Source organism: Streptomyces dryopteridis (assembly GCF_049606955.1).
Lineage (GTDB): Bacteria > Actinomycetota > Actinomycetes > Streptomycetales > Streptomycetaceae > Streptomyces.
The window spans coordinates 2,516,740-2,533,927 of sequence record NZ_CP187113.1 but is presented as its reverse complement, the minus strand read 5'-3'; the positions used below and the strand labels follow the sequence as shown (position 1 = coordinate 2,533,927).

15 protein-coding genes and 1 riboswitch are annotated in these 17,188 nt (G+C 72.5%); of the genes, 10 read left to right on the top strand and 5 right to left on the bottom strand.

The genetic code is table 11. From position 1 onward, the window contains the following. The first annotated feature begins 199 nt into the window (after nucleotides 1-199). The 3 genes from ACN20G_RS10615 to otsB all read left to right on the top strand — a co-directional run bounded on the left by ACN20G_RS10615 (nucleotide 200) and on the right by otsB (nucleotide 2,970). Complete coding sequence (locus ACN20G_RS10615; protein ID WP_424212496.1) at nucleotides 200-1,558, top strand: extracellular solute-binding protein; 1,359 nt, start codon at nucleotides 200-202, stop codon at nucleotides 1,556-1,558. Nucleotides 1,559-1,631: 73 nt separating this feature from the next. Continuing rightward, nucleotides 1,632-1,967 carry a DUF3263 domain-containing protein gene (locus ACN20G_RS10610; protein WP_424212495.1) on the top strand — a complete coding sequence of 112 codons (336 nt, stop codon included), beginning with the start codon at nucleotides 1,632-1,634 and terminating at the stop codon, nucleotides 1,965-1,967. A 61-nt stretch (nucleotides 1,968-2,028) separates the two neighbouring features. Continuing rightward, nucleotides 2,029-2,970 carry a trehalose-phosphatase gene (gene otsB, locus ACN20G_RS10605; RefSeq protein ID WP_424212494.1) on the top strand — a complete coding sequence of 314 codons (942 nt, stop codon included), beginning with the start codon at nucleotides 2,029-2,031 and terminating at the stop codon, nucleotides 2,968-2,970. A 26-nt stretch (nucleotides 2,971-2,996) separates the two neighbouring features. On the opposite strand, the gene ACN20G_RS10600 is transcribed toward otsB, so the two are convergent. Both ACN20G_RS10600 and ACN20G_RS10595 read right to left on the bottom strand, forming a co-directional pair. After that, nucleotides 2,997-4,496, bottom strand: a complete 1,500-nt coding sequence (locus tag ACN20G_RS10600; protein WP_424212493.1) for an alpha,alpha-trehalose-phosphate synthase (UDP-forming) — start codon at nucleotides 4,494-4,496, stop codon at nucleotides 2,997-2,999. Nucleotides 4,497-4,536: 40 nt separating this feature from the next. Continuing rightward, nucleotides 4,537-5,490 (bottom strand): glucosyl-3-phosphoglycerate synthase, encoded by a 954-nt coding sequence (locus ACN20G_RS10595; RefSeq protein WP_424212492.1) that lies wholly within the window; start codon nucleotides 5,488-5,490, stop codon nucleotides 4,537-4,539. 194 nt (nucleotides 5,491-5,684) lie between these two features. After that, nucleotides 5,685-5,830, top strand: a riboswitch (SAM riboswitch). 18 nt (nucleotides 5,831-5,848) lie between these two features. On the opposite strand from ACN20G_RS10595, the gene thrC reads away from it, so the two are divergent. The 7 genes from thrC (at nucleotide 5,849) to ACN20G_RS10560 (ending at nucleotide 13,363) form a co-directional block, all read left to right on the top strand. Further along, nucleotides 5,849-7,126 (top strand): threonine synthase, encoded by a 1,278-nt coding sequence (gene thrC / locus ACN20G_RS10590; RefSeq protein WP_424212491.1) that lies wholly within the window; start codon nucleotides 5,849-5,851, stop codon nucleotides 7,124-7,126. 54 nt (nucleotides 7,127-7,180) lie between these two features. Next, on the top strand, nucleotides 7,181-7,459 hold the full coding sequence (locus tag ACN20G_RS10585; protein ID WP_424212490.1) for a MoaD/ThiS family protein: 279 nt from the start codon (nucleotides 7,181-7,183) through the stop codon (nucleotides 7,457-7,459). Between the two features lie 422 nt (nucleotides 7,460-7,881). Further along, nucleotides 7,882-8,088: a cold-shock protein gene (locus ACN20G_RS10580; protein WP_424215466.1), complete on the top strand. Its 207-nt coding sequence runs from the start codon at nucleotides 7,882-7,884 to the stop codon at nucleotides 8,086-8,088. A 393-nt stretch (nucleotides 8,089-8,481) separates the two neighbouring features. Continuing rightward, nucleotides 8,482-10,101: a chaperonin GroEL gene (groL, locus tag ACN20G_RS10575; protein ID WP_424212489.1), complete on the top strand. Its 1,620-nt coding sequence runs from the start codon at nucleotides 8,482-8,484 to the stop codon at nucleotides 10,099-10,101. 188 nt (nucleotides 10,102-10,289) lie between these two features. After that, nucleotides 10,290-10,907, top strand: a complete 618-nt coding sequence (locus tag ACN20G_RS10570; protein ID WP_424212488.1) for a phosphoribosylanthranilate isomerase — start codon at nucleotides 10,290-10,292, stop codon at nucleotides 10,905-10,907. Between the two features lie 189 nt (nucleotides 10,908-11,096). Continuing rightward, nucleotides 11,097-12,572: an alanine/glycine:cation symporter family protein gene (locus ACN20G_RS10565; RefSeq protein ID WP_424212487.1), complete on the top strand. Its 1,476-nt coding sequence runs from the start codon at nucleotides 11,097-11,099 to the stop codon at nucleotides 12,570-12,572. A 137-nt stretch (nucleotides 12,573-12,709) separates the two neighbouring features. Next, on the top strand, nucleotides 12,710-13,363 hold the full coding sequence (locus tag ACN20G_RS10560; protein WP_424212486.1) for a Uma2 family endonuclease: 654 nt from the start codon (nucleotides 12,710-12,712) through the stop codon (nucleotides 13,361-13,363). 141 nt (nucleotides 13,364-13,504) lie between these two features. Here the strand turns inward: ACN20G_RS10560 and ACN20G_RS10555 are convergent, their stop codons facing one another. The 3 genes from ACN20G_RS10555 to ACN20G_RS10545 all read right to left on the bottom strand — a co-directional run bounded on the left by ACN20G_RS10555 (nucleotide 13,505) and on the right by ACN20G_RS10545 (nucleotide 17,091). Further along, nucleotides 13,505-15,052: a PTS transporter subunit EIIC gene (locus tag ACN20G_RS10555; RefSeq protein WP_424212485.1), complete on the bottom strand. Its 1,548-nt coding sequence runs from the start codon at nucleotides 15,050-15,052 to the stop codon at nucleotides 13,505-13,507. Between the two features lie 104 nt (nucleotides 15,053-15,156). Next, nucleotides 15,157-16,107 carry an N-acetylmuramic acid 6-phosphate etherase gene (gene murQ / locus ACN20G_RS10550; RefSeq protein ID WP_424212484.1) on the bottom strand — a complete coding sequence of 317 codons (951 nt, stop codon included), beginning with the start codon at nucleotides 16,105-16,107 and terminating at the stop codon, nucleotides 15,157-15,159. Nucleotides 16,108-16,119: 12 nt separating this feature from the next. After that, nucleotides 16,120-17,091: a MurR/RpiR family transcriptional regulator gene (locus tag ACN20G_RS10545; protein WP_424212483.1), complete on the bottom strand. Its 972-nt coding sequence runs from the start codon at nucleotides 17,089-17,091 to the stop codon at nucleotides 16,120-16,122. Nucleotides 17,092-17,188: the final 97 nt, after the last annotated feature.

Below are 17,188 nucleotides of genomic sequence, written 5' to 3'. Positions count from 1 at the left end.
GGGGAACAGTCTCGCGCGTGCGCCGGGAAAAGGTCTAGTCCATTGGGAGGGATTGTTGAGCCGCCATACAAAATCGGGACCTTGGTCCGTCGGGCGGTCCGCGAAGGGGCCGGAAGTGGTGTAGACCTTATGGGCATCGTACGTACTCACACAGGGCGGAAGACAAGCAGTGAAGGGCCGAAACCCGAACCGGACGCCGATGACGCCCGCGGCGGCGAAGGTGCCCGGGGGCACCCCCGAGAGCCGACCCCACCCGACCGCGCGGACCTCTCGGACCCGCGCCGGAGCGGTGGCCCTGGGCGTCGTCGCGAGCCTGACCCTCACCCTCGGCGGATGCGGGACCCTCGGACTCACCGGGGACAACGAGGTGACCCTCAAGGTCGTGGCGGCCGACTACGGGGACAGCCCCGCCAATTCCTCCAAGGGCTACTGGGACAAGCTCGCCCGGGACTTCGAGGAGGCCAACCCCGGGGTCAAGGTCGACGTCAGCGTCTACTCCTGGTCCGAGGTCGACGCCAAGGTCGCCGAGATGGTCAAGGCCGGCAAGGCCCCCGACATCGCCCAGATCGGCGCCTACGCCGACCACGCCGCCGCCGGCCGCCTGTACTCGGCCGACGAGGTGTTGAAGGTCACCACCCAGGCCGACTTCCAGGAGTCCCTCGCCGACGCCGGCAAGGTCGGCCGCGTGCAGTACGGCATGCCCTTCGTCGCCAGCACCCGCCTGCTCTTCTACAACCGCAAGCTCCTCGACGAGGCCGGCGTCGCCAAGGCCGACACCGACTGGCACCCCAAGACCTGGGCCGACCTGGAGAGCGCCGCCAAGGCCCTCAAGGAACGCGCCAAGGTCAAGACCCCCGTCGCCATCCCCCTCGGCCGCGAGGAGGCCCAGGCCGAGACGATGATCTGGACCCTCGCCGGCGGCGGCGGGTACACCGACCCCGACGAGTCCTACGCCATCGACTCGCCCGCCAACGCGGCCACCTTCACCTGGATCCGCGACCACCTCACCGGCCCCGGGCTCACCGGCCCCGTCGCCCCCGCCTCCCTCGACCGGCAGGCCGCCTTCGACGCCTTCACCCGCGGCGAGGTCGGCATGCTCAACGGCCACCCCACCCTCATGAAGCAGGCCCAGGCCAAGGGCATTGAGTACGGCATGACCCCCATGCCCACCCTCGACGGCGCCGAGGAACCCACCATGGGCGTCGCCGACTGGGTCATGGCCTTCAAGAACGGGCACCCCGCCGAGGCCGGCAAGTTCCTCGACACCCTCTTCGCGCAGAAGAACGTGACCGCGTTCACCGACACCTACGGCCTGCTGCCCACCACCTCCTCCGGCTACCGCGCCATGGAGAGCAGCGCCGACCCCAAGGTCACCGGCCTGAAGACCTTCCTCAAGACCCTCCCGGCCAGCCGCCTGTACCCCGTGAACAAGGAGTCCTGGGCCGCCACCAGCGAGACCGTCAAGACCGGCATCGGCGCCGCCGTCGCCCCCGGCGGGCAGCCCGCCAAGGTCCTCGCCAGGATCGCCGCGCAGGCCCGCGCCGCCGACGCCGGCTGACCCGCCCCCGCCGGCCCGCCCCCCGCCGCCACGCGAGGGGCGGGTGTCGGCCGGCGGGGCTACGGTGGGGCCCATGACGGACCAGGAGGCGACGCCCGGGACAACACCCGGCCACGAACGGACGGACGACGCGCGCGAACCCGCCCCGCCCGCGACCGGCCCCGTGACCGGCCCCGCGACCGGTCCCGAGCTCAGCCCCCGCGAGGTCGCCGTCCTCGCCCACGAACAGCGTCCCTGGCCCAGCGTCGGCGTCAAGGAACGCGAGATACGCGCGGCCCTCGGCCTCACCCCGACCCGCTACTACCAGCTCCTCAACCACCTCGTGGACGACCCCCGCGCCCTGGAACACGCCCCGACGCTCGTGAACCGCCTGCGCCGGCTGCGCGAGGCCCGCAGGGCCCGCCGCTGACCCCTCCCGCCGCCCCCGACGCGGGGGTGTCCCGCGCGGCCCGGTTCGTTAGGGTCGGCCCATGGGGAGCAGCCAGCGCAACCACCTGCCGAACGACCCGACCGACCCGACGGACCCGACCGCACCGGGCGCGCCGACCGGGACCCCGCCGCCCGCGGCCCTGCCCGTGCCCGACACCGCGACCGGCCGCGACGCCCTCGCCGCCGTGCTCCGCGACCCCGCGCACGCCGTGATCGCCCTCGACTTCGACGGCACCCTCGCCGAGATCGTGCCCGACCCCGACCGGGCCCGCGCCCATCCCGACGCCGTGCCCGCCCTCGCGGCCCTCGCGCCCAAGGTGGCCGCCGTCGCCGTGATCACCGGCCGGCCGGCCGGGGTCGCCGTCCGCCACGGCGGCTTCGCCGGGGTCCCCGGCCTGGAGAACCTCGTCGTCCTCGGCCACTACGGCGCCGAACGCTGGGACGCCGCCACCGGCGAGCTCCGCGCCCCCGAGGAGCACCCCGGGGTCGCCGCCGTCCGCGCCGAACTGCCCGGGTTCCTCGACTCCATCGGGGCCTGGCGGGGCACGTGGATCGAGGAGAAGGGCCGGGCGCTCGCCGTCCACACCCGCCGCGCCGAACACCCCGAGGCCGCGTTCGAGGCCCTGCGCGAACCCCTCGGCGAGTTGGCGCGCCGGCACGGCCTGATCGTCGAACCGGGCCGCGCCGTCCTCGAACTGCGCCCGCCCGGCGCCGACAAGGGCGCCGCCCTGACCGCGCTGCTCGCCGAGACCGGCGCGCGCGCCGTCGTCTACGCCGGGGACGACCTCGGCGACCTCGCCGCGTTCGCCGCCGTGGACAAGCTCCGCGCCGACGGCCTGCCCGGCCTCCTGCTGTGCTCGGGCGCCGCCGCCCCGGGCGAGGACCACCCGGTCCCCGAACTCGCCGGCCGCGCCGACCTGGTCCTTCCGGGGCCCCCGGCCGTCGCCGCCTTCCTGCGCACTCTGGCCGACGCGGTGGGCTGAGCCGGGGTCCGGGGCCGGGCCCGGTCTCAGTCGAGCTCGGCCAGGTCCGCGAGCTGGGCCGTGAACCAGGCGGCCGGGGGCAGGGCCGTGGCCGTCGCCGCCAGCCGCTTGGTGCGCTCGGCCCGCTCCTCGGCCGGCAGCGACAGCGCCTCGTGCAGGGCCCGCGCGGTCGCGCTCACGTCGAAGGGCTCCACGGCGAACACGTCCCCCGCCAGTTCCTCGTACGCGCCCGCCCGGGTGGACAGCACGATCGCGCAGCCGGCCTCCGAGACCACCGGGACCTCCTTGGCGACCAGGTTCATGCCGTCGCGCACCGGGTTGACCAGGGCCACGTCCGCGAGCCGGTACGCGGCCAGGGACCGCGTGAAGTCGTCCTTCACCGACAGCAGCACCGGCTGCCAGTCCGGGGTGCCGAAGCGCTCGTTGATCTCGCCGGCCAGCTCGTGCACCGCGTGCGTGTAGTCGCGGTAGGCGGCCAGGTCCTGCCGCGAGGGGTAGGCGGAGGCCAGGTGGACCACCCGGCCGCGCCACTCGGGCCGCTCGTCGAGCAGCTCGGCGTAGGCCAGCAGCCCGCGCAGGATGTTCTTGGACAGCTCCGTGCGGTCCACCCGGACGATCGTGAGCCGATCGCCGACCTCGGCCCGCAGCGCCGCGAGCCGGTCGTCGACCTCCGGGCGGTGGGCCAGCGCCCGCAGCTCGTCGGCGTCCACGCCCAGCGGGTGGCGCACCACGCGGGTGCGGCGCGGGCCGGGGGCGCCGGCGCGCTGGTGGGCCACGTGCGGACCGCTGGGGTCCGGCACGGCCACGGCCCGCCCGCCGGGCCCGTCCAGGGCCGCGCCGGCCAGGAACTCGCCGGCCCATGCCCCGGTGTGGAAGCCGAGCACGTCGGCGCCGAGCATCCCCCACAGCAACTGCTCGCGGACCGCCGGCGGCAGCAGCCGCAGGGTCGCGTCCTCGGCCCACGGGGTGTGGGTGAAGTGCGCGATCCGCAGGTCGGGGCGGCGCTCCCGGAGCAGCCCGGGGACCAGCGCGAGGTGGTAGTCCTGCACGAGGACGGCGGCGCCGGGCCCGGCCTCCTCCGCGAGCGCGGCGGCGAAGGTCTCGTTGTAGGCGACGTAGCGCTCCCAGTCGGTGTGGAAGGCGCGGTCGAAGACGGGCTCGCGCGGGGTGTTCCACAGGCCGTGGTGGGCGAACCAGAGGACCGAGTTCGCGATCCCGTTGTACGCGGCGTCGTACATCGTGGGATCGATGTCCAGCATCCGGACGCCCGGTTCGGCGATCCCGCGCCGCACGGCCTCGCGGTCCGCGTCCGAGAGGGCCGCGCAGATCCAGCGGGCCCCGGGCCGCTCGGCGAGGGCCGCCGACAGGCCCGAGACCAGCCCGCCCCCGCCCCGCCGCGCGGTCAGGGCGCCGTCCTCGGCGAGGAGGTACGAGACCGGGCCGCGGTTGGCGGCGACCAGGACCCGGGCACCGCCGGCGTCGGGGGCGGAGGGGACGGCGGGGGAGGGGGACGCTTCGTGGGCCATGTGGCGATCCTGGCCGGGGCGGCCGGCGGGCAAACGTGTGTCAGGCCACGTGGCGGCGTCCGAGGTACTCGGCGATCTCCGTCATGGGGGGCCGTTCCACCGTGTCCACCGGGTGGCTGCGGGGCGCGAAGCCCTCCGCCGTCCGCTCGAACTGCACCAGCTCCGGGCGGACCAGGTGCCGGCGGTCCAGGCGCACCTCGGCGGTGCGGTGGATGGCGGCGGCCATGCGGCCCAGCGCCTGCCCGTCCTGGTGCCGGTGCGCCCGCACCCCCACGTCCACCTGCGCCAACGCGTCCAGGCCCACGGTGTGCAGCGCGTCCACCAGCAGCCCCAGCTCCACCCCGTAGCCGACCGGGAACGGCAGCCGCTCCAGCAGCTCGCGGCGGACGGCGTACTCGCCGCCCAGCGGCTGCACGAAACCGGCCAGCCGGGGCCAGTGCAGGTTGAGCAGCGGACGGGCGACCAGCTCGGTGACCCGGCCGCCCTGGCCGGGCAGCTCGCCCAGCGGCCGGTCGTACATGGCCTTCACGAAGGCCACCTCGGGATCGGTCAGCAGCGGGCCGAGGATCCCCGAGACGAAGGTGGAGGTGAAATCGCGCAGGTCGGCGTCGACAAAACACACCACGTCCCCGCGCGTGACCAGCAGCGAGCGCCACAGCACCTCGCCCTTGCCGGGCAGCGCGGGTATCCGCGGCAGGATCTCGTCCCGGTGCACGACCCGGGCCCCGGCCTTGGCCGCGACCTCGCCGGTGCGGTCCTTCGACCCGGAGTCGATCACCACCAGCTCGTCCACCAGCGGGGCGGGCGGGGCCTCGATCAGGTCGCGCCGGATGGCGGTGACGATCTCCCCGACCGTCTCCTCCTCGTTCAGCGCGGGCAGGACCACGCTGACGGTGGTGCCGGAGGCCCGTTTGCGCTCCAGCAGCAGCTCCAGCGGGCGCGCGGCCGCCGACCAGGAGCGGTCGGCCAGCCAACGCTCCACTTCTTCCAGCACCTTCGACACTCCCTGGGTGGGTCGGCGGTGGCCCGTGGCGGTCCGAAATGTGATCCATCTCGCGGTTCGGACGTCTGTCTCAACCACCCGGGCCTTCGGTTACAGTCTTGAGCAACGCGAAGGACCATCGCATGTCGGGGTCCTCCGCGCACAAACGCACCGGCGCGTCAGCAAGCGCGCGACCGGCGCCATACCGCTCATCCAGAGGGGCAGAGGGAAACGGCCCGTTGAAGCCCCGGCAACCCTCCAGTCGGTTCTCGCGCATTCGCGAGGTCCCCCGACTAGGGAAGGTGCCAAATCCGTCTCGTGTGGCGAAACGCGCCCACGAGGAAGATGAGGAGAAAGGGCCTCGCCTGCCATGGCTGCACAGACTGTCGCCTCCGCCACCTCCGTCGATCTCGGTCCCGCCACCGCGCTCTCCTGTCGCGAGTGCGGCACCCGGTTCGACCTCGGCCCGATCTTCGCCTGCGCCGAGTGTTTCGGCCCGCTGGAAGTCGCGTACGACCTGCCCCTCGGCGACCCCGAGGCGCTGCGGGCCGCGATCGAGGCGGGCCCCCAGAACATCTGGCGCTACGCGCCGCTGCTGCCCGTCCCCGCCGACGTGGCCGACAAGCCCAACCTGAACCCGGGCTTCACCAAGCTCGTGGACGCCGAGAACCTGGCCAAGGAGCTGGGCATCACCGGCAAGCTCTACGTCAAGGACGACTCGGGCAACCCGACGCACTCCTTCAAGGACCGCGTCGTGGCCATCGCCGTCGAGGCCGCCCGCGCCTTCGGCTACACCACCCTCTCCTGCTCCTCCACCGGCAACCTGGCCGGCGCCGTCGGCGCCGCCGCCGCCCGGGCCGGACTGCGCTCCTGCGTGTTCATCCCGCACGACCTGGAGGACGGCAAGGTCGTCATGGCCGCCGTCTACGGGGGCGAGCTCGTCGCCATCGAGGGCAACTACGACGACGTGAACCGCTTCTGCTCCGAGCTCATCGGCGACCCGCTGGGCGAGGGCTGGGGCTTCGTCAACGTCAACCTGCGCCCCTACTACGGCGAGGGCTCCAAGACCCTGGCCTACGAGATCTGCGAGCAGCTCGGCTGGCGGCTCCCGGACCAGATCGTCATCCCGATCGCCTCCGGCTCCCAGCTCACGAAGATCGACAAGGGCCTCCAGGAGCTCATCAAGCTCGGTCTGGTCGAGGACAAGCCCTACAAGGTCTTCGGCGCGCAGGCCGAGGGCTGCTCCCCGGTCTCCGTGGCCTTCAAGGCCGGGCACGACGTGGTCCGCCCGCAGAAGCCGAAGACCATCGCCAAGTCCCTGGCCATCGGCAACCCGGCGGACGGCCCGTACGTGCTCGACGTGGCCCGGCGCACCGGCGGCGCGGTCGAGGACGTCGACGACGAGCAGGTCGTGGACGCGATCAAGCTGCTGGCGCGCACCGAGGGCATCTTCGCGGAGACCGCCGGTGGCGTGACCGTGGGCGTGACCCGCAAGCTGATCGAGAACGGCCTGCTGGACCCGACGCTGACCACCGTCGTGGTCAACACGGGCGACGGGCTCAAGACCCTGGACGCGGTGGCCGACTGCCGGCCCTCCGCGACCATCCGGCCCAACCTGGACGCCTTCCGGAGCGCCGGTCTGGCCTGAGCCCTCCGCGGCTCCTCCCCCGTCCCCTCCCCGTCCTCACGGAAGGCCCCTGTCATGAGCGTCAACGTCCGCATCCCCACCATCCTGCGCACCTACACCGACGGCCGGGCCGAGGTGCCCGCCGAGGGCGCGACCCTGGCCGAGGTCATCGCCTCCCTGGAGTCCTCGCACCCGGGCATCGGCGCGCGCATCCTGGACGACCAGGGCAAGCTGCGTCGCTTCGTGAACGTGTACGTCAACGACGACGACGTGCGCTTCGAGGGCGGTCTGGACGCCAAGACCCCCGACGGCGCCGGGGTCTCGATCATCCCGGCGGTCGCCGGCGGCTGCTGAGTCCTCGGTCCGGGGGCGTCGGGGGGCGCTCCCGGATCGCCTCGGGAGTTTGTCGATTGCCCTCTCCGCGACAAGCGGAGGGGGCAATTCTGCTTGATTGGGCGCGGTAAGGTTGGGGAAGCCCCCGCTCCCGTACGTGTCCGGTCCCGGTGAAATTGCCCGGAGACCGTCGACATCGCGCCAACCTCCGTGTGCGCTATGGGGCTTTGGCGTCGTTTGTCTCGCCCGAGTTGCCCGAGAATATTCCCGAGTTTCACCCTATTTGCATATTCGGGTATGGCCGGATTTCTCGTCGGATTGACCTGTTGCAGACCGCGTTGGTGCAGATACATTCAGCCGCGGTCGAGGCGTTCCGACGCAAGTTCTGACCCGGGATCGCGAAGTGCGTTCCCGCGCAAGGGCCGGTAATAGGGGAGTTGGGCATGGCTCAGGGCACCGTCAAGTGGTTCAACGCGGAGAAGGGCTACGGCTTCATCGCGGTCGACGGTGGTGCGGATGTATTCGTCCACTACAGCGCCATTCAGATGGACGGATACCGCACCCTTGAAGAGGGTCAGCGGGTCGAATTCGAGATCTCGCAGGGCCAGAAGGGTCCGCAGGCGGACATGGTCAAGCACGCCGAGGGCTGAGTCCGACGCGATCGGGCCACGACCGACAGGCACCCGTGAGGGGCCCATCCCCACCAGAGGGGGATGGGCCCCTCACGCGTTGTGCGGCCGGCGGGCCCGCGATCGGCGCGGGACCGGCGCGGCGACCGGCGCGGCACGGCCTCCCGGGGGCGGCCCGCCCGAGCGCGTGCTCCGCGCCGACCTGCGGGTTCTCCGAAGGCGCTTGCACTCGTGGGGGGCGAGTGCTAATCATTGGCGTTGGCACTCTCCCCTTGAGAGTGACAAAAACTTGGACCGATTCGATGAGGTTCGAAGGGCCGGGCGGGAAGGAACCGCCGGGTGCTCGGGCCGTCCGTCGCGGGCATCGGAGCACGGTCCGGAGCAATCCACCCCAGTCCGGGAGGACCACTTCACATGGCCAAGATCATCGCGTTCGACGAGGAGGCCCGGCGCGGTCTCGAGCGCGGCATGAACCAGCTCGCCGACGCCGTCAAGGTCACCCTTGGCCCCAAGGGTCGCAACGTCGTCCTTGAGAAGAAGTGGGGCGCCCCCACGATCACCAACGATGGCGTGTCCATCGCCAAGGAGATCGAGCTGGAGGACCCGTACGAGAAGATCGGCGCCGAGCTGGTCAAGGAAGTCGCCAAGAAGACGGACGACGTCGCCGGTGACGGTACGACCACCGCGACCGTCCTGGCGCAGGCGCTGGTCCGCGAGGGCCTGCGCAACGTGGCCGCCGGCGCCAACCCGATGGCTCTGAAGCGCGGCATCGAGAAGGCCGTCGAGGCCGTCTCCGCCGCCCTGCTGGAGCAGGCGAAGGACGTCGAGACCAAGGAGCAGATCGCCTCCACCGCGTCCATCTCCGCCGCCGACACCCAGATCGGCGAGCTCATCGCCGAGGCGATGGACAAGGTCGGCAAGGAAGGCGTCATCACCGTCGAGGAGTCGCAGACCTTCGGTCTGGAGCTCGAGCTCACCGAGGGCATGCGCTTCGACAAGGGCTACATCTCGGCGTACTTCGCCACCGACATGGAGCGTATGGAGGCGTCCCTGGACGACCCGTACATCCTCATCGTCAACTCCAAGGTCAGCAACGTGAAGGACCTCCTTCCGCTGCTGGAGAAGGTCATGCAGTCCGGCAAGCCGCTGCTGATCATCGCCGAGGACGTCGAGGGCGAGGCCCTGTCGACCCTGGTCGTCAACAAGATCCGCGGCACCTTCAAGTCCGTCGCCGTCAAGGCCCCGGGCTTCGGTGACCGTCGCAAGGCCATGCTCGGCGACATCGCCATCCTCACCGGTGGCACCGTCATCTCCGAGGAGGTCGGCCTCAAGCTGGAGAACGCCGGTCTCGACCTGCTGGGCCGCGCCCGCAAGGTCGTCATCACCAAGGACGAGACCACCATCGTCGACGGTGCCGGTGACAGCGACCAGGTCGCCGGTCGCGTGAACCAGATCCGTGCCGAGATCGAGAACTCGGACTCGGACTACGACCGCGAGAAGCTCCAGGAGCGCCTGGCGAAGCTCGCCGGTGGCGTCGCCGTCATCAAGGCCGGTGCCGCGACCGAGGTCGAGCTCAAGGAGCGCAAGCACCGCATCGAGGACGCCGTGCGCAACGCCAAGGCGGCCGTCGAAGAGGGCATCGTCGCCGGTGGTGGCGTGGCCCTGCTGCAGGCTTCCGCGGTCTTCGAGAAGCTGGAGCTGGAGGGCGACGAGGCCACCGGTGCCGCCGCCGTCAAGCTGGCGCTGGAAGCCCCGCTGAAGCAGATCGCCGTCAACGCCGGCCTCGAGGGTGGCGTCGTCGTGGAGAAGGTGCGCAACCTGACCCCGGGTCACGGCCTCAACGCCGCGACCGGCGAGTACGTGGACCTGGTCGCCGAGGGCATCATCGACCCGGCCAAGGTCACCCGCTCCGCCCTGCAGAACGCGGCCTCCATCGCCGCGCTCTTCCTCACCACCGAGGCCGTCATCGCCGACAAGCCGGAGAAGGCCGCCGCGGCCCCCGGTGGCATGCCGGGCGGTGACATGGACTTCTGATCGACCCCACGGGTTGATCGGCGGCTCCATCGCTGAACCGACCGAGGGCGGGTCCCGCTTCCGCAAGGGAGGGGGGCCCGCCCTCGGGCGTTGCCGGGCGGTGTTTCACGTGAAACACCGCCCGTTCGCGTACCCGGCCCTGGGGCGGGGCTCGCCCGCGACCGGGTTCCTGCGGTTGACTGGGGGCCATGACGAGCCCCGCCACCGCCGCCGCCCCGTACGTGAAGATCTGCGGTCTGCGCACCCCGCACGACGTGGGCGTCGCGGTCGAGGCCGGGGCCGACGCCGTCGGCTTCGTGCTCGCCCCGGGCAGCCCCCGCACGGTCACGGCCGAGCTGGCGCGAGCCCTGGCCGCCGAGGTGCCGGCCCACGTGCTGACCGTCGGCGTGTTCCGCGGCCAGGAGTTCGCCGAGGTCGAGCGGCTGGCCGAGGAGAGCGGGGTGCGCGGGGTGCAGCTGCACGGGGACGAGCCCGCCGCCTGGTACCCCCGGCTTCGGGTCCCCGGCCGTACCCTGCTGCGGGCCACCGCCCGCCGGGTGGAGCGCTGCGGGGAGCACGGGGAGGACCTGCTGCTCGTGGACGCCCCGGACCCGGGCTCGGGCAGGCCGTGGAACTGGGGCGCGGCCGATTTCACCGCCCCCGCCGGGCGCTGGCTGCTGGCCGGGGGTCTCACGCCGGGCACCGTGCGGGAGGCGCTGAAGGTGACCGGCGCGTGGGGCGTGGACGTGTCGAGCGGGGTGGAGGGCGAGCGCGGGGTGAAGTCCCCGGAGCTGATCCGCGCCTTCCTCGCCGCCGCGCGCTCCTGAAACCGGCCCCGGACGTGATCCTTCGCACGGCCCTGAACGGGGGAGGGGCAACCCGGCCGGAAGGTTGAGCGGCGCCCGCGAACGCGGGACCAAAACGGGGCGAAGGGCGCGTTTCGTGGGCCGTGGGTCCCATGGGTCACGGCCCTTGGTCCCTGTCGGCGGGCCTTCCGTCCCCGCGACACTTCCGATATGGAGAACCTGGACGCGCTGATCGTCACCGTGAACGATCACTTCTGGACCTGGCTGCTGATCCCCCTGGTCATCGGCGCCGGTCTCTACTTCACGGTCCGGTCGAAGGGCGTCCAGCTGCGCCTGCTGCCCGAGATGTTCCGGGTGGTGAAGGAGAAGACCCCGCCGCGCGCCGACGGCCGCAAGCAGGTGTCCTCCTTCGGCGCCTTCACGATCTCGGCCGCCGCGCGGGTCGGCACCGGCAACATCGCCGGCGTGGCCACCGCCATCACCCTCGGCGGGGCGGGCGCGGTGTTCTGGATGTGGATGATGGCGCTGGTCGGCGCGGCCTCCGCGTTCGTCGAATCGGCCCTCGCGCAGCTCTACAAGGTGCGCGGCTCCACCGGCGCCTACCGGGGCGGTCCGGCGTACTACATGCAGCGGGCCCTGGGGAAGCGGTGGCTGGGCGTGCTGTTCGCCGTCACGATCACCGTCACCTTCGGGTTCGTGTTCAACGCGGTGCAGGCCAACACGATCACCTCGGTCGCGGGCGGCTCGCTGTCGGGCGCCGGCGGGGACTGGTTCGCGCCGGTCACCGGCCTGGCGCTGGCCGGGCTGCTGGCGCTCGCGGTCTTCGGCGGGGTGCGCCGCATCTCGTCCGTGACGAGCGTGCTCGTGCCCGTGATGGCGGTGATCTACCTGCTGCTCGGACTGGCCGTGGTGCTGTTGAACGTCACCGAGCTGCCGCGCGTGTTCGCCGACATCGTCGGCGGCGCCTTCGGCCTGCGCGAACTGGCGGCCGGCGGCATCGGCGCGGCCCTCCAGCAGGGCATCCGGCGCGGCATGTTCTCCAATGAGGCGGGCCTGGGCTCGGCCCCGAACGCGGGCGCGGCGGCCGAGGTCTCGCACCCGGTCAAGCAGGGCCTGGTGCAGTCCCTGGGCGTCTTCTTCGACACGCTGCTGGTGTGCACGATGACCGCGTTCATCGTGCTGGTGACCAACCCGAGCCTGGCCGGCCGGCAGGGCGCGGACCTCACGCAGAACGCGCTGAGCGACACCCTCGGCGGCTGGGCCGGGCACGTGCTCACCCTGGTCGTGTTCATGCTCGCGTTCAGCTCCATGATCGGGAACTACTACTACGGCGAGACCAACATCCAGTTCATCACCCGCAAGCGCTGGGTGCTGCCCTCGTACCGGGCGCTGGTGCTGGCCGCGGTGGTCTTCGGCGCGCTCGGCTCGGTGTCGATCGTGTGGAACCTCGCCGACGTGTTCATGGGCTTCATGGCGCTGGTGAACCTGGCCGCGATCATCCCGCTGTCCACGATCGCCTTCCGCCTGCTCGCCGACTACCAGGCGCAGCGCCGCGCCGGCCTGGACCCGGTGTTCACCCGGGACCGGATGCCGGACCTCAAGGGCGTCCAGTGCTGGGACCCGGTCCGGACGAGGATCACCCCGGTGAACGCGGGCAGGGGGGAGCGGGCCCCGGAGCCCGTCTGACCCCTCCGCACCCCGGTGCCCCGGCGCGAGGTCGCCGCGTACGCCCCACGATCGTGGGAAGCTGAACGCGGCGGCCTCGCGCCGTTTCGTCGTCCTTCTACGCTCGTGCGCACGGGCCACAGGAGAGGAGACCCACCATGACCGCCGCGATGGTCGATTCCGTCGGGAGCAGCTGTGCGGGCGGTGTCGGCGGGGCCGGGAGCGCCGATCACGGCGACCCCGACGCCGATGCCCCGACCGTGTGGGACCGTCTGCTGGGCCACTGGCGGGACATGGACGCGCCGGAAGGCTGGCGTGCCGAGATCAGCGGAGGACGAATCACCTTGGTGCCACCCCCCGGATACCTGCACAACCGGATCCTCGCGCTGCTGAACCGGCAGCTGGCGCGCGCCCTCCCCGACGACCTGCTCGTCTACCAGACCCAGGGCATCCTGATCCCTGCCCTGGAGCGGCTTTACGTGCCCGACCTGCTCGTGCTGCCCGCCGGGCGGGGCGACGAGGGCGGCGACCCCTGCGAGGCGCCGGACGTGCTGCTGGCCGTCGAGGTGACCTCCAAGGGCAACGCCGGTGACGAGCGGCAGGGCAAGGCCGCCGGCTACGCGCTGGGAGAGGTCCCCGCCTACCTGCTCATCGACCGGTTCGACGCGGCGGGGCCCACGGTCACGCTCTTCACGAAGCCGGAGCGGGGCGTGTACGCGAGCCGTCTGCGCACGCCGTTCGGGGAGGCCGTCGAGTTGCCGAAGCCGTTCTCCGTGAAGGTGGACACCGCGGAGTTCCCGACCGGCGAGTGACGACCGGACGCCCCTGCCGGCCCCGAACGGGCCGGAGCCCCCTTCCGGGGGGAGGAAGGGGGCTCCGGGGTGTGGTGCGGGCCGGGTGGGGCCGGACCCGCGGTCCCGTGGGGGGAGTCTCGGGAGGGTCGGACCGGCGGCTCAGGTGGTGAGCGCCGGGGACTTCTGCGCGTCGGCGGTGCCGGTGTCGCTCGCGGGGGCCTTCGGGGCCGGGGCGGCGTCCGCCGGGCCCTCGTCGTCACCCGCGTTGAACTCCTCCAGCATCTCCTTCGTGAATCCGAAGAAGTAGGTGGCGAGGAAGCCCACCAGATAGCCGGCCGCGAGACCGCCCGCGTAGATCGCGATGGTCACGCCCATCCCGCTCTTGCCGTCGAGCAGCGGGAACAGCGCCCAGCCGGAGGGGCCGATCGCGGTGGAGCCGAAGGACACGCCGAGCTGGTTGAACAGGCCGAGGAACGCGCCGCCCGCCGCGCCGCCGACGCAGGCCGTGATGAACGGGCGCCCCAGCGGCAGCGACACGCCGTAGATCAGCGGCTCGCCGACCCCGAGGAAACCGGCCGGGAGGGCGGACTTGATCGTGTTGCGGATGGAGCGGTTGCGGGGCAGCCGCAGGTAGACCGCGATGGCCGCGCCGACCTGGCCCGCGCCCGCCATGGCGAGGATGGGCAGCAGGACCGTGTAGCCGTTCTGCTCGATCAGGGTGGTGTGGATCGGGATCAGCGCCTGGTGCAGGCCCAGCATGACCAGCGGCAGGAACAGGCCGCCCAGGATCAGACCGGCGATCGCGCCGCCGGCGGCCAGCAGCCAGTTCGCGAAGTCGCCGATCGCGGTGGAGATCTCACCCGCGACGAACATCAGGCCGAAGATCGTGACCAGACCGGAGATCAGCACCGTGAGGGTCGGCGTGACCAGCACGTCCAGCGCCTCCGGCACCCACTTGCGGCACCACTTCTCCACGTACACGGCGAGCACCGCCGCCGCCAGCGCGCCCAGCACGCCGCCCTGTCCGGGCTTCAGCTCCAGACCGAACGCCGTGATCTTCGCGACGCCCGGGAAGACGATGATCGCGGCGACCGCGCCGCCGAGGATCGCCGTCCCGCCGAACTCCTTCGCCGCGTTGTAGCCGACGAACACGGCGATCAGCGACATGAACCCGGAGGCCATCGCGCCGAGCGCGGGCACCAGCGCGGGCAGCCAGCCCATGTTCGTGAGCACGCCGTTCAGGCCGGCGATGATGCCGCACCCGATCAGGGCGGGGATCAGCGGCACGAAGATGTTGGCGATCTTGCGCAGGAACAGCTTGAACGGGGTCGCGTTCTTCGCCTTCTGCGCGGCCTTGATCGCGGCGCCCTGCGCGGCCAGCTCCTCGGCGCTCGCGGCGCCGCCGGCGGCCGGGGCGGGGGCGGCGGCCGGCGCGGGGTTCGCGGACCGGCCCTCGGCGACCAGCGCCTCGAACTCGGGGGTGACCCGGGCGACCGTGCCGGGGCCCAGCACGATCTGGTAGGTGTCGTCCTCCACCACGCCCATGACCGCCGGCACGGCCTTCAGGGCCTCGTCCTGCACGAGGGAACGGTCGCGCAGACCGATCCGCAGGCGGGTCATGCAGTGGGCGATGGAGGTGATGTTGTCCGGGCCGCCGACCAAAGGAAGGATCGCGGCGGCTGTGGCGCGGTTCTTGTCTGTAGCCATGGTGGGAGCTGCCTTGCTATGGGGGTTGCTGCTGCTGTCTGGGCCGAGCAAGTGGGGGGTGGCAGGGGTTCGCGGGGGTGGGGGGGGGCGGGGAGGGCGTGCGGTCAGGCGTCGAGGCGGGCGGCCTCGGCGAGCGCGACGCGCAGGTGACCGGCGGCCTCGGTCAGGAGCCGGGCCGAGGTGGGGCCGTCGACGGAGCCGAGGATGATCAGGATGGCCTGCTTGACCTCGCCGTCGGCGGCGATCAGCGCGGCCTCGATCTCGGTGTCCTCGGCGCCGGTGGCCAGGCCCACGATGCGGCGCGAGCGGGCGCGCAGCTTCTCGTTCGAGGCCCGCAGGTCCACCATCAGGTTCCCGTAGGTCTTGCCCAGGCGGATCATCGTGATCGTGGAGATCAGGTTGAGGACGAGCTTCTGCGCGGTGCCGGCCTTCAGGCGGGTGGAGCCGGTCAGCAGCTCGGGGCCGACGACGACCTCCACGCCGTGCGCGGCGGCGGCGGCCAGCGCCGAACCCGCGTTGCAGGACAGGCCGACGGTCAGCGCGCCGCGCTCGCGGGCGAACTCCACCGCGCCGATGGCGTACGGGGTGCGGCCGGAGGCGGAGATGCCGATCACGGTGTCGTCGGCGTTCACGGCGAGGGCGGTGAGGTCCTCGGCGGCCAGGTCCTTGGAGTCCTCGGCGCCCTCGACGGCCTTCACCATCGCCGACGGGCCGCCCGCGATCAGACCGACGACCACGGAGGGGTCGGTGTTGAAGGTGGGCGGGCACTCGCTGGCGTCCAGCACGCCCATCCGGCCGGCGGTGCCGGCGCCCGCGTAGATCAGCCGGCCGCCGCGCGCCATGCGCTCGGCGATCTCGTCGATCGCGGTCGCGATGGTCGGCAGGCACGCGGCCACGGCCGTGGTGACGGTCGCGTCCTCGGCGTTCATGGTGCGGGCGATGTCGAGGGTCGACAGCCGGTCGATCTCGGCCAGCTCGGGACGGAAGGCCTCGGTGGTGAGGGTCTCCAACTGCGCGCGCAGTTCCGCGTACGGGGTGGCGGTCGTCTCGGTCATGGTGGGGGGCTCCTAGCGGGTGATGCGGGAGGTGGTGCGGTTGCCGCTCGTGGTGACGGCGTGGGCGGTGTGGCGGGGGGCGAGGGCCTCGTAGGAGGCGGCCAGCGCGGGCGCGGCCGTCTCGTACGTGCGCTGCGCGACGCCGACGAACAGGCAGTCGACCACGAGCAGCTGCGAGGTGCGGCTCGACATGGCGGCCGGTCGCAATTCGGTCTCACGGGCGGCCGAGGTCGGCAGCACCAGGTCGGCGTAGTGGGACACGGGCCCGTTCGGCCGGCCGGTGATGGCGATCGTGCCCGCGCCCCGTTCGAAGGCGATCCGGAGCGGGTCGATCACGTCGGCGGTGCCGCCGGAGTGCGTGATCGCGACGGCCACGTCGCCGGGCCGCAGCAGCACCGCGTTGGTGACGGCGAGGTGCGGATCGGTGTGCACGTGCGCGATCAGGCCGATGCGCAGCAGCTTCTGCGCGAGGTCGCGGCCGACCAGGTTCGAGGCGCCGACGCCGTAGATCTCGATCCGGCGGGCCTCGGCGAGGGCGGTCACGGCGGCCTCGATCTGCCGGGGGTCGAGACCGGCGGCGGTGTCCGCGAGGGTCTGGGCCTCCTCGGCCGCGAGCTTGGCGATCACGGCGGCGATCGGGTCGTCGACCGCGATGTCCGCCGTGACGGCCGGGGCCGCGCCGGACTCCTGCTGCGCGGCGAGCGCGGCCAGTGCCAGGCGCAGGTCGCGGTAGCCGGGGTAGCCCAGGAGCCGGGCGGTGCGCACGACGGTGGCCTCGCTGGTCCCGGTGCGCTCGGCGAGGGCGGTGACGGTGAGCGCGGAACACCCGGCCGGATCGGCGGCGACGACCTCGGCGACGGCCTGCATGGAGCGGGTCATCGAGGGGCCGAGCGTGCGGATCTTGGCCCGCAGCGTCGCCGGGGCCGGGGCCGGCGACGGGGCCGCCGCCGGCGTGCTGAAAGTTTCTTTCGCGTTCTTGCTCACGCTTGAAACATATTTTCAGCGCGGTCCCGGAGTCAAGGCGCCGTAAGGCACCGGGTCGGTGGGACCTTCGCCACGCCCCCGGTCCGGATCCGGACCG

What these genes read in the sequence shown, in the direction of transcription:
- thrC (WP_424212491.1), top strand. Translation starts at nt 5,849, where the DNA reads ATGGCTGCACAGACTGTCGCCTCCGCCACCTCCGTCGATCTCGGTCCC.
- ACN20G_RS10600 (WP_424212493.1), bottom strand. Translation starts at nt 4,496, where the DNA reads ATGGCCCACGAAGCGTCCCCCTCCCCCGCCGTCCCCTCCGCCCCCGAC.
- murQ (WP_424212484.1), bottom strand. Translation starts at nt 16,107, where the DNA reads ATGACCGAGACGACCGCCACCCCGTACGCGGAACTGCGCGCGCAGTTG.
- ACN20G_RS10585 (WP_424212490.1), top strand. Translation starts at nt 7,181, where the DNA reads ATGAGCGTCAACGTCCGCATCCCCACCATCCTGCGCACCTACACCGAC.
- otsB (WP_424212494.1), top strand. Translation starts at nt 2,029, where the DNA reads ATGGGGAGCAGCCAGCGCAACCACCTGCCGAACGACCCGACCGACCCG.
- ACN20G_RS10565 (WP_424212487.1), top strand. Translation starts at nt 11,097, where the DNA reads ATGGAGAACCTGGACGCGCTGATCGTCACCGTGAACGATCACTTCTGG.
- ACN20G_RS10555 (WP_424212485.1), bottom strand. Translation starts at nt 15,052, where the DNA reads ATGGCTACAGACAAGAACCGCGCCACAGCCGCCGCGATCCTTCCTTTG.
- ACN20G_RS10570 (WP_424212488.1), top strand. Translation starts at nt 10,290, where the DNA reads ATGACGAGCCCCGCCACCGCCGCCGCCCCGTACGTGAAGATCTGCGGT.
- ACN20G_RS10560 (WP_424212486.1), top strand. Translation starts at nt 12,710, where the DNA reads ATGACCGCCGCGATGGTCGATTCCGTCGGGAGCAGCTGTGCGGGCGGT.
- ACN20G_RS10615 (WP_424212496.1), top strand. Translation starts at nt 200, where the DNA reads ATGACGCCCGCGGCGGCGAAGGTGCCCGGGGGCACCCCCGAGAGCCGA.
- ACN20G_RS10610 (WP_424212495.1), top strand. Translation starts at nt 1,632, where the DNA reads ATGACGGACCAGGAGGCGACGCCCGGGACAACACCCGGCCACGAACGG.
- groL (WP_424212489.1), top strand. Translation starts at nt 8,482, where the DNA reads ATGGCCAAGATCATCGCGTTCGACGAGGAGGCCCGGCGCGGTCTCGAG.
- ACN20G_RS10580 (WP_424215466.1), top strand. Translation starts at nt 7,882, where the DNA reads ATGGCTCAGGGCACCGTCAAGTGGTTCAACGCGGAGAAGGGCTACGGC.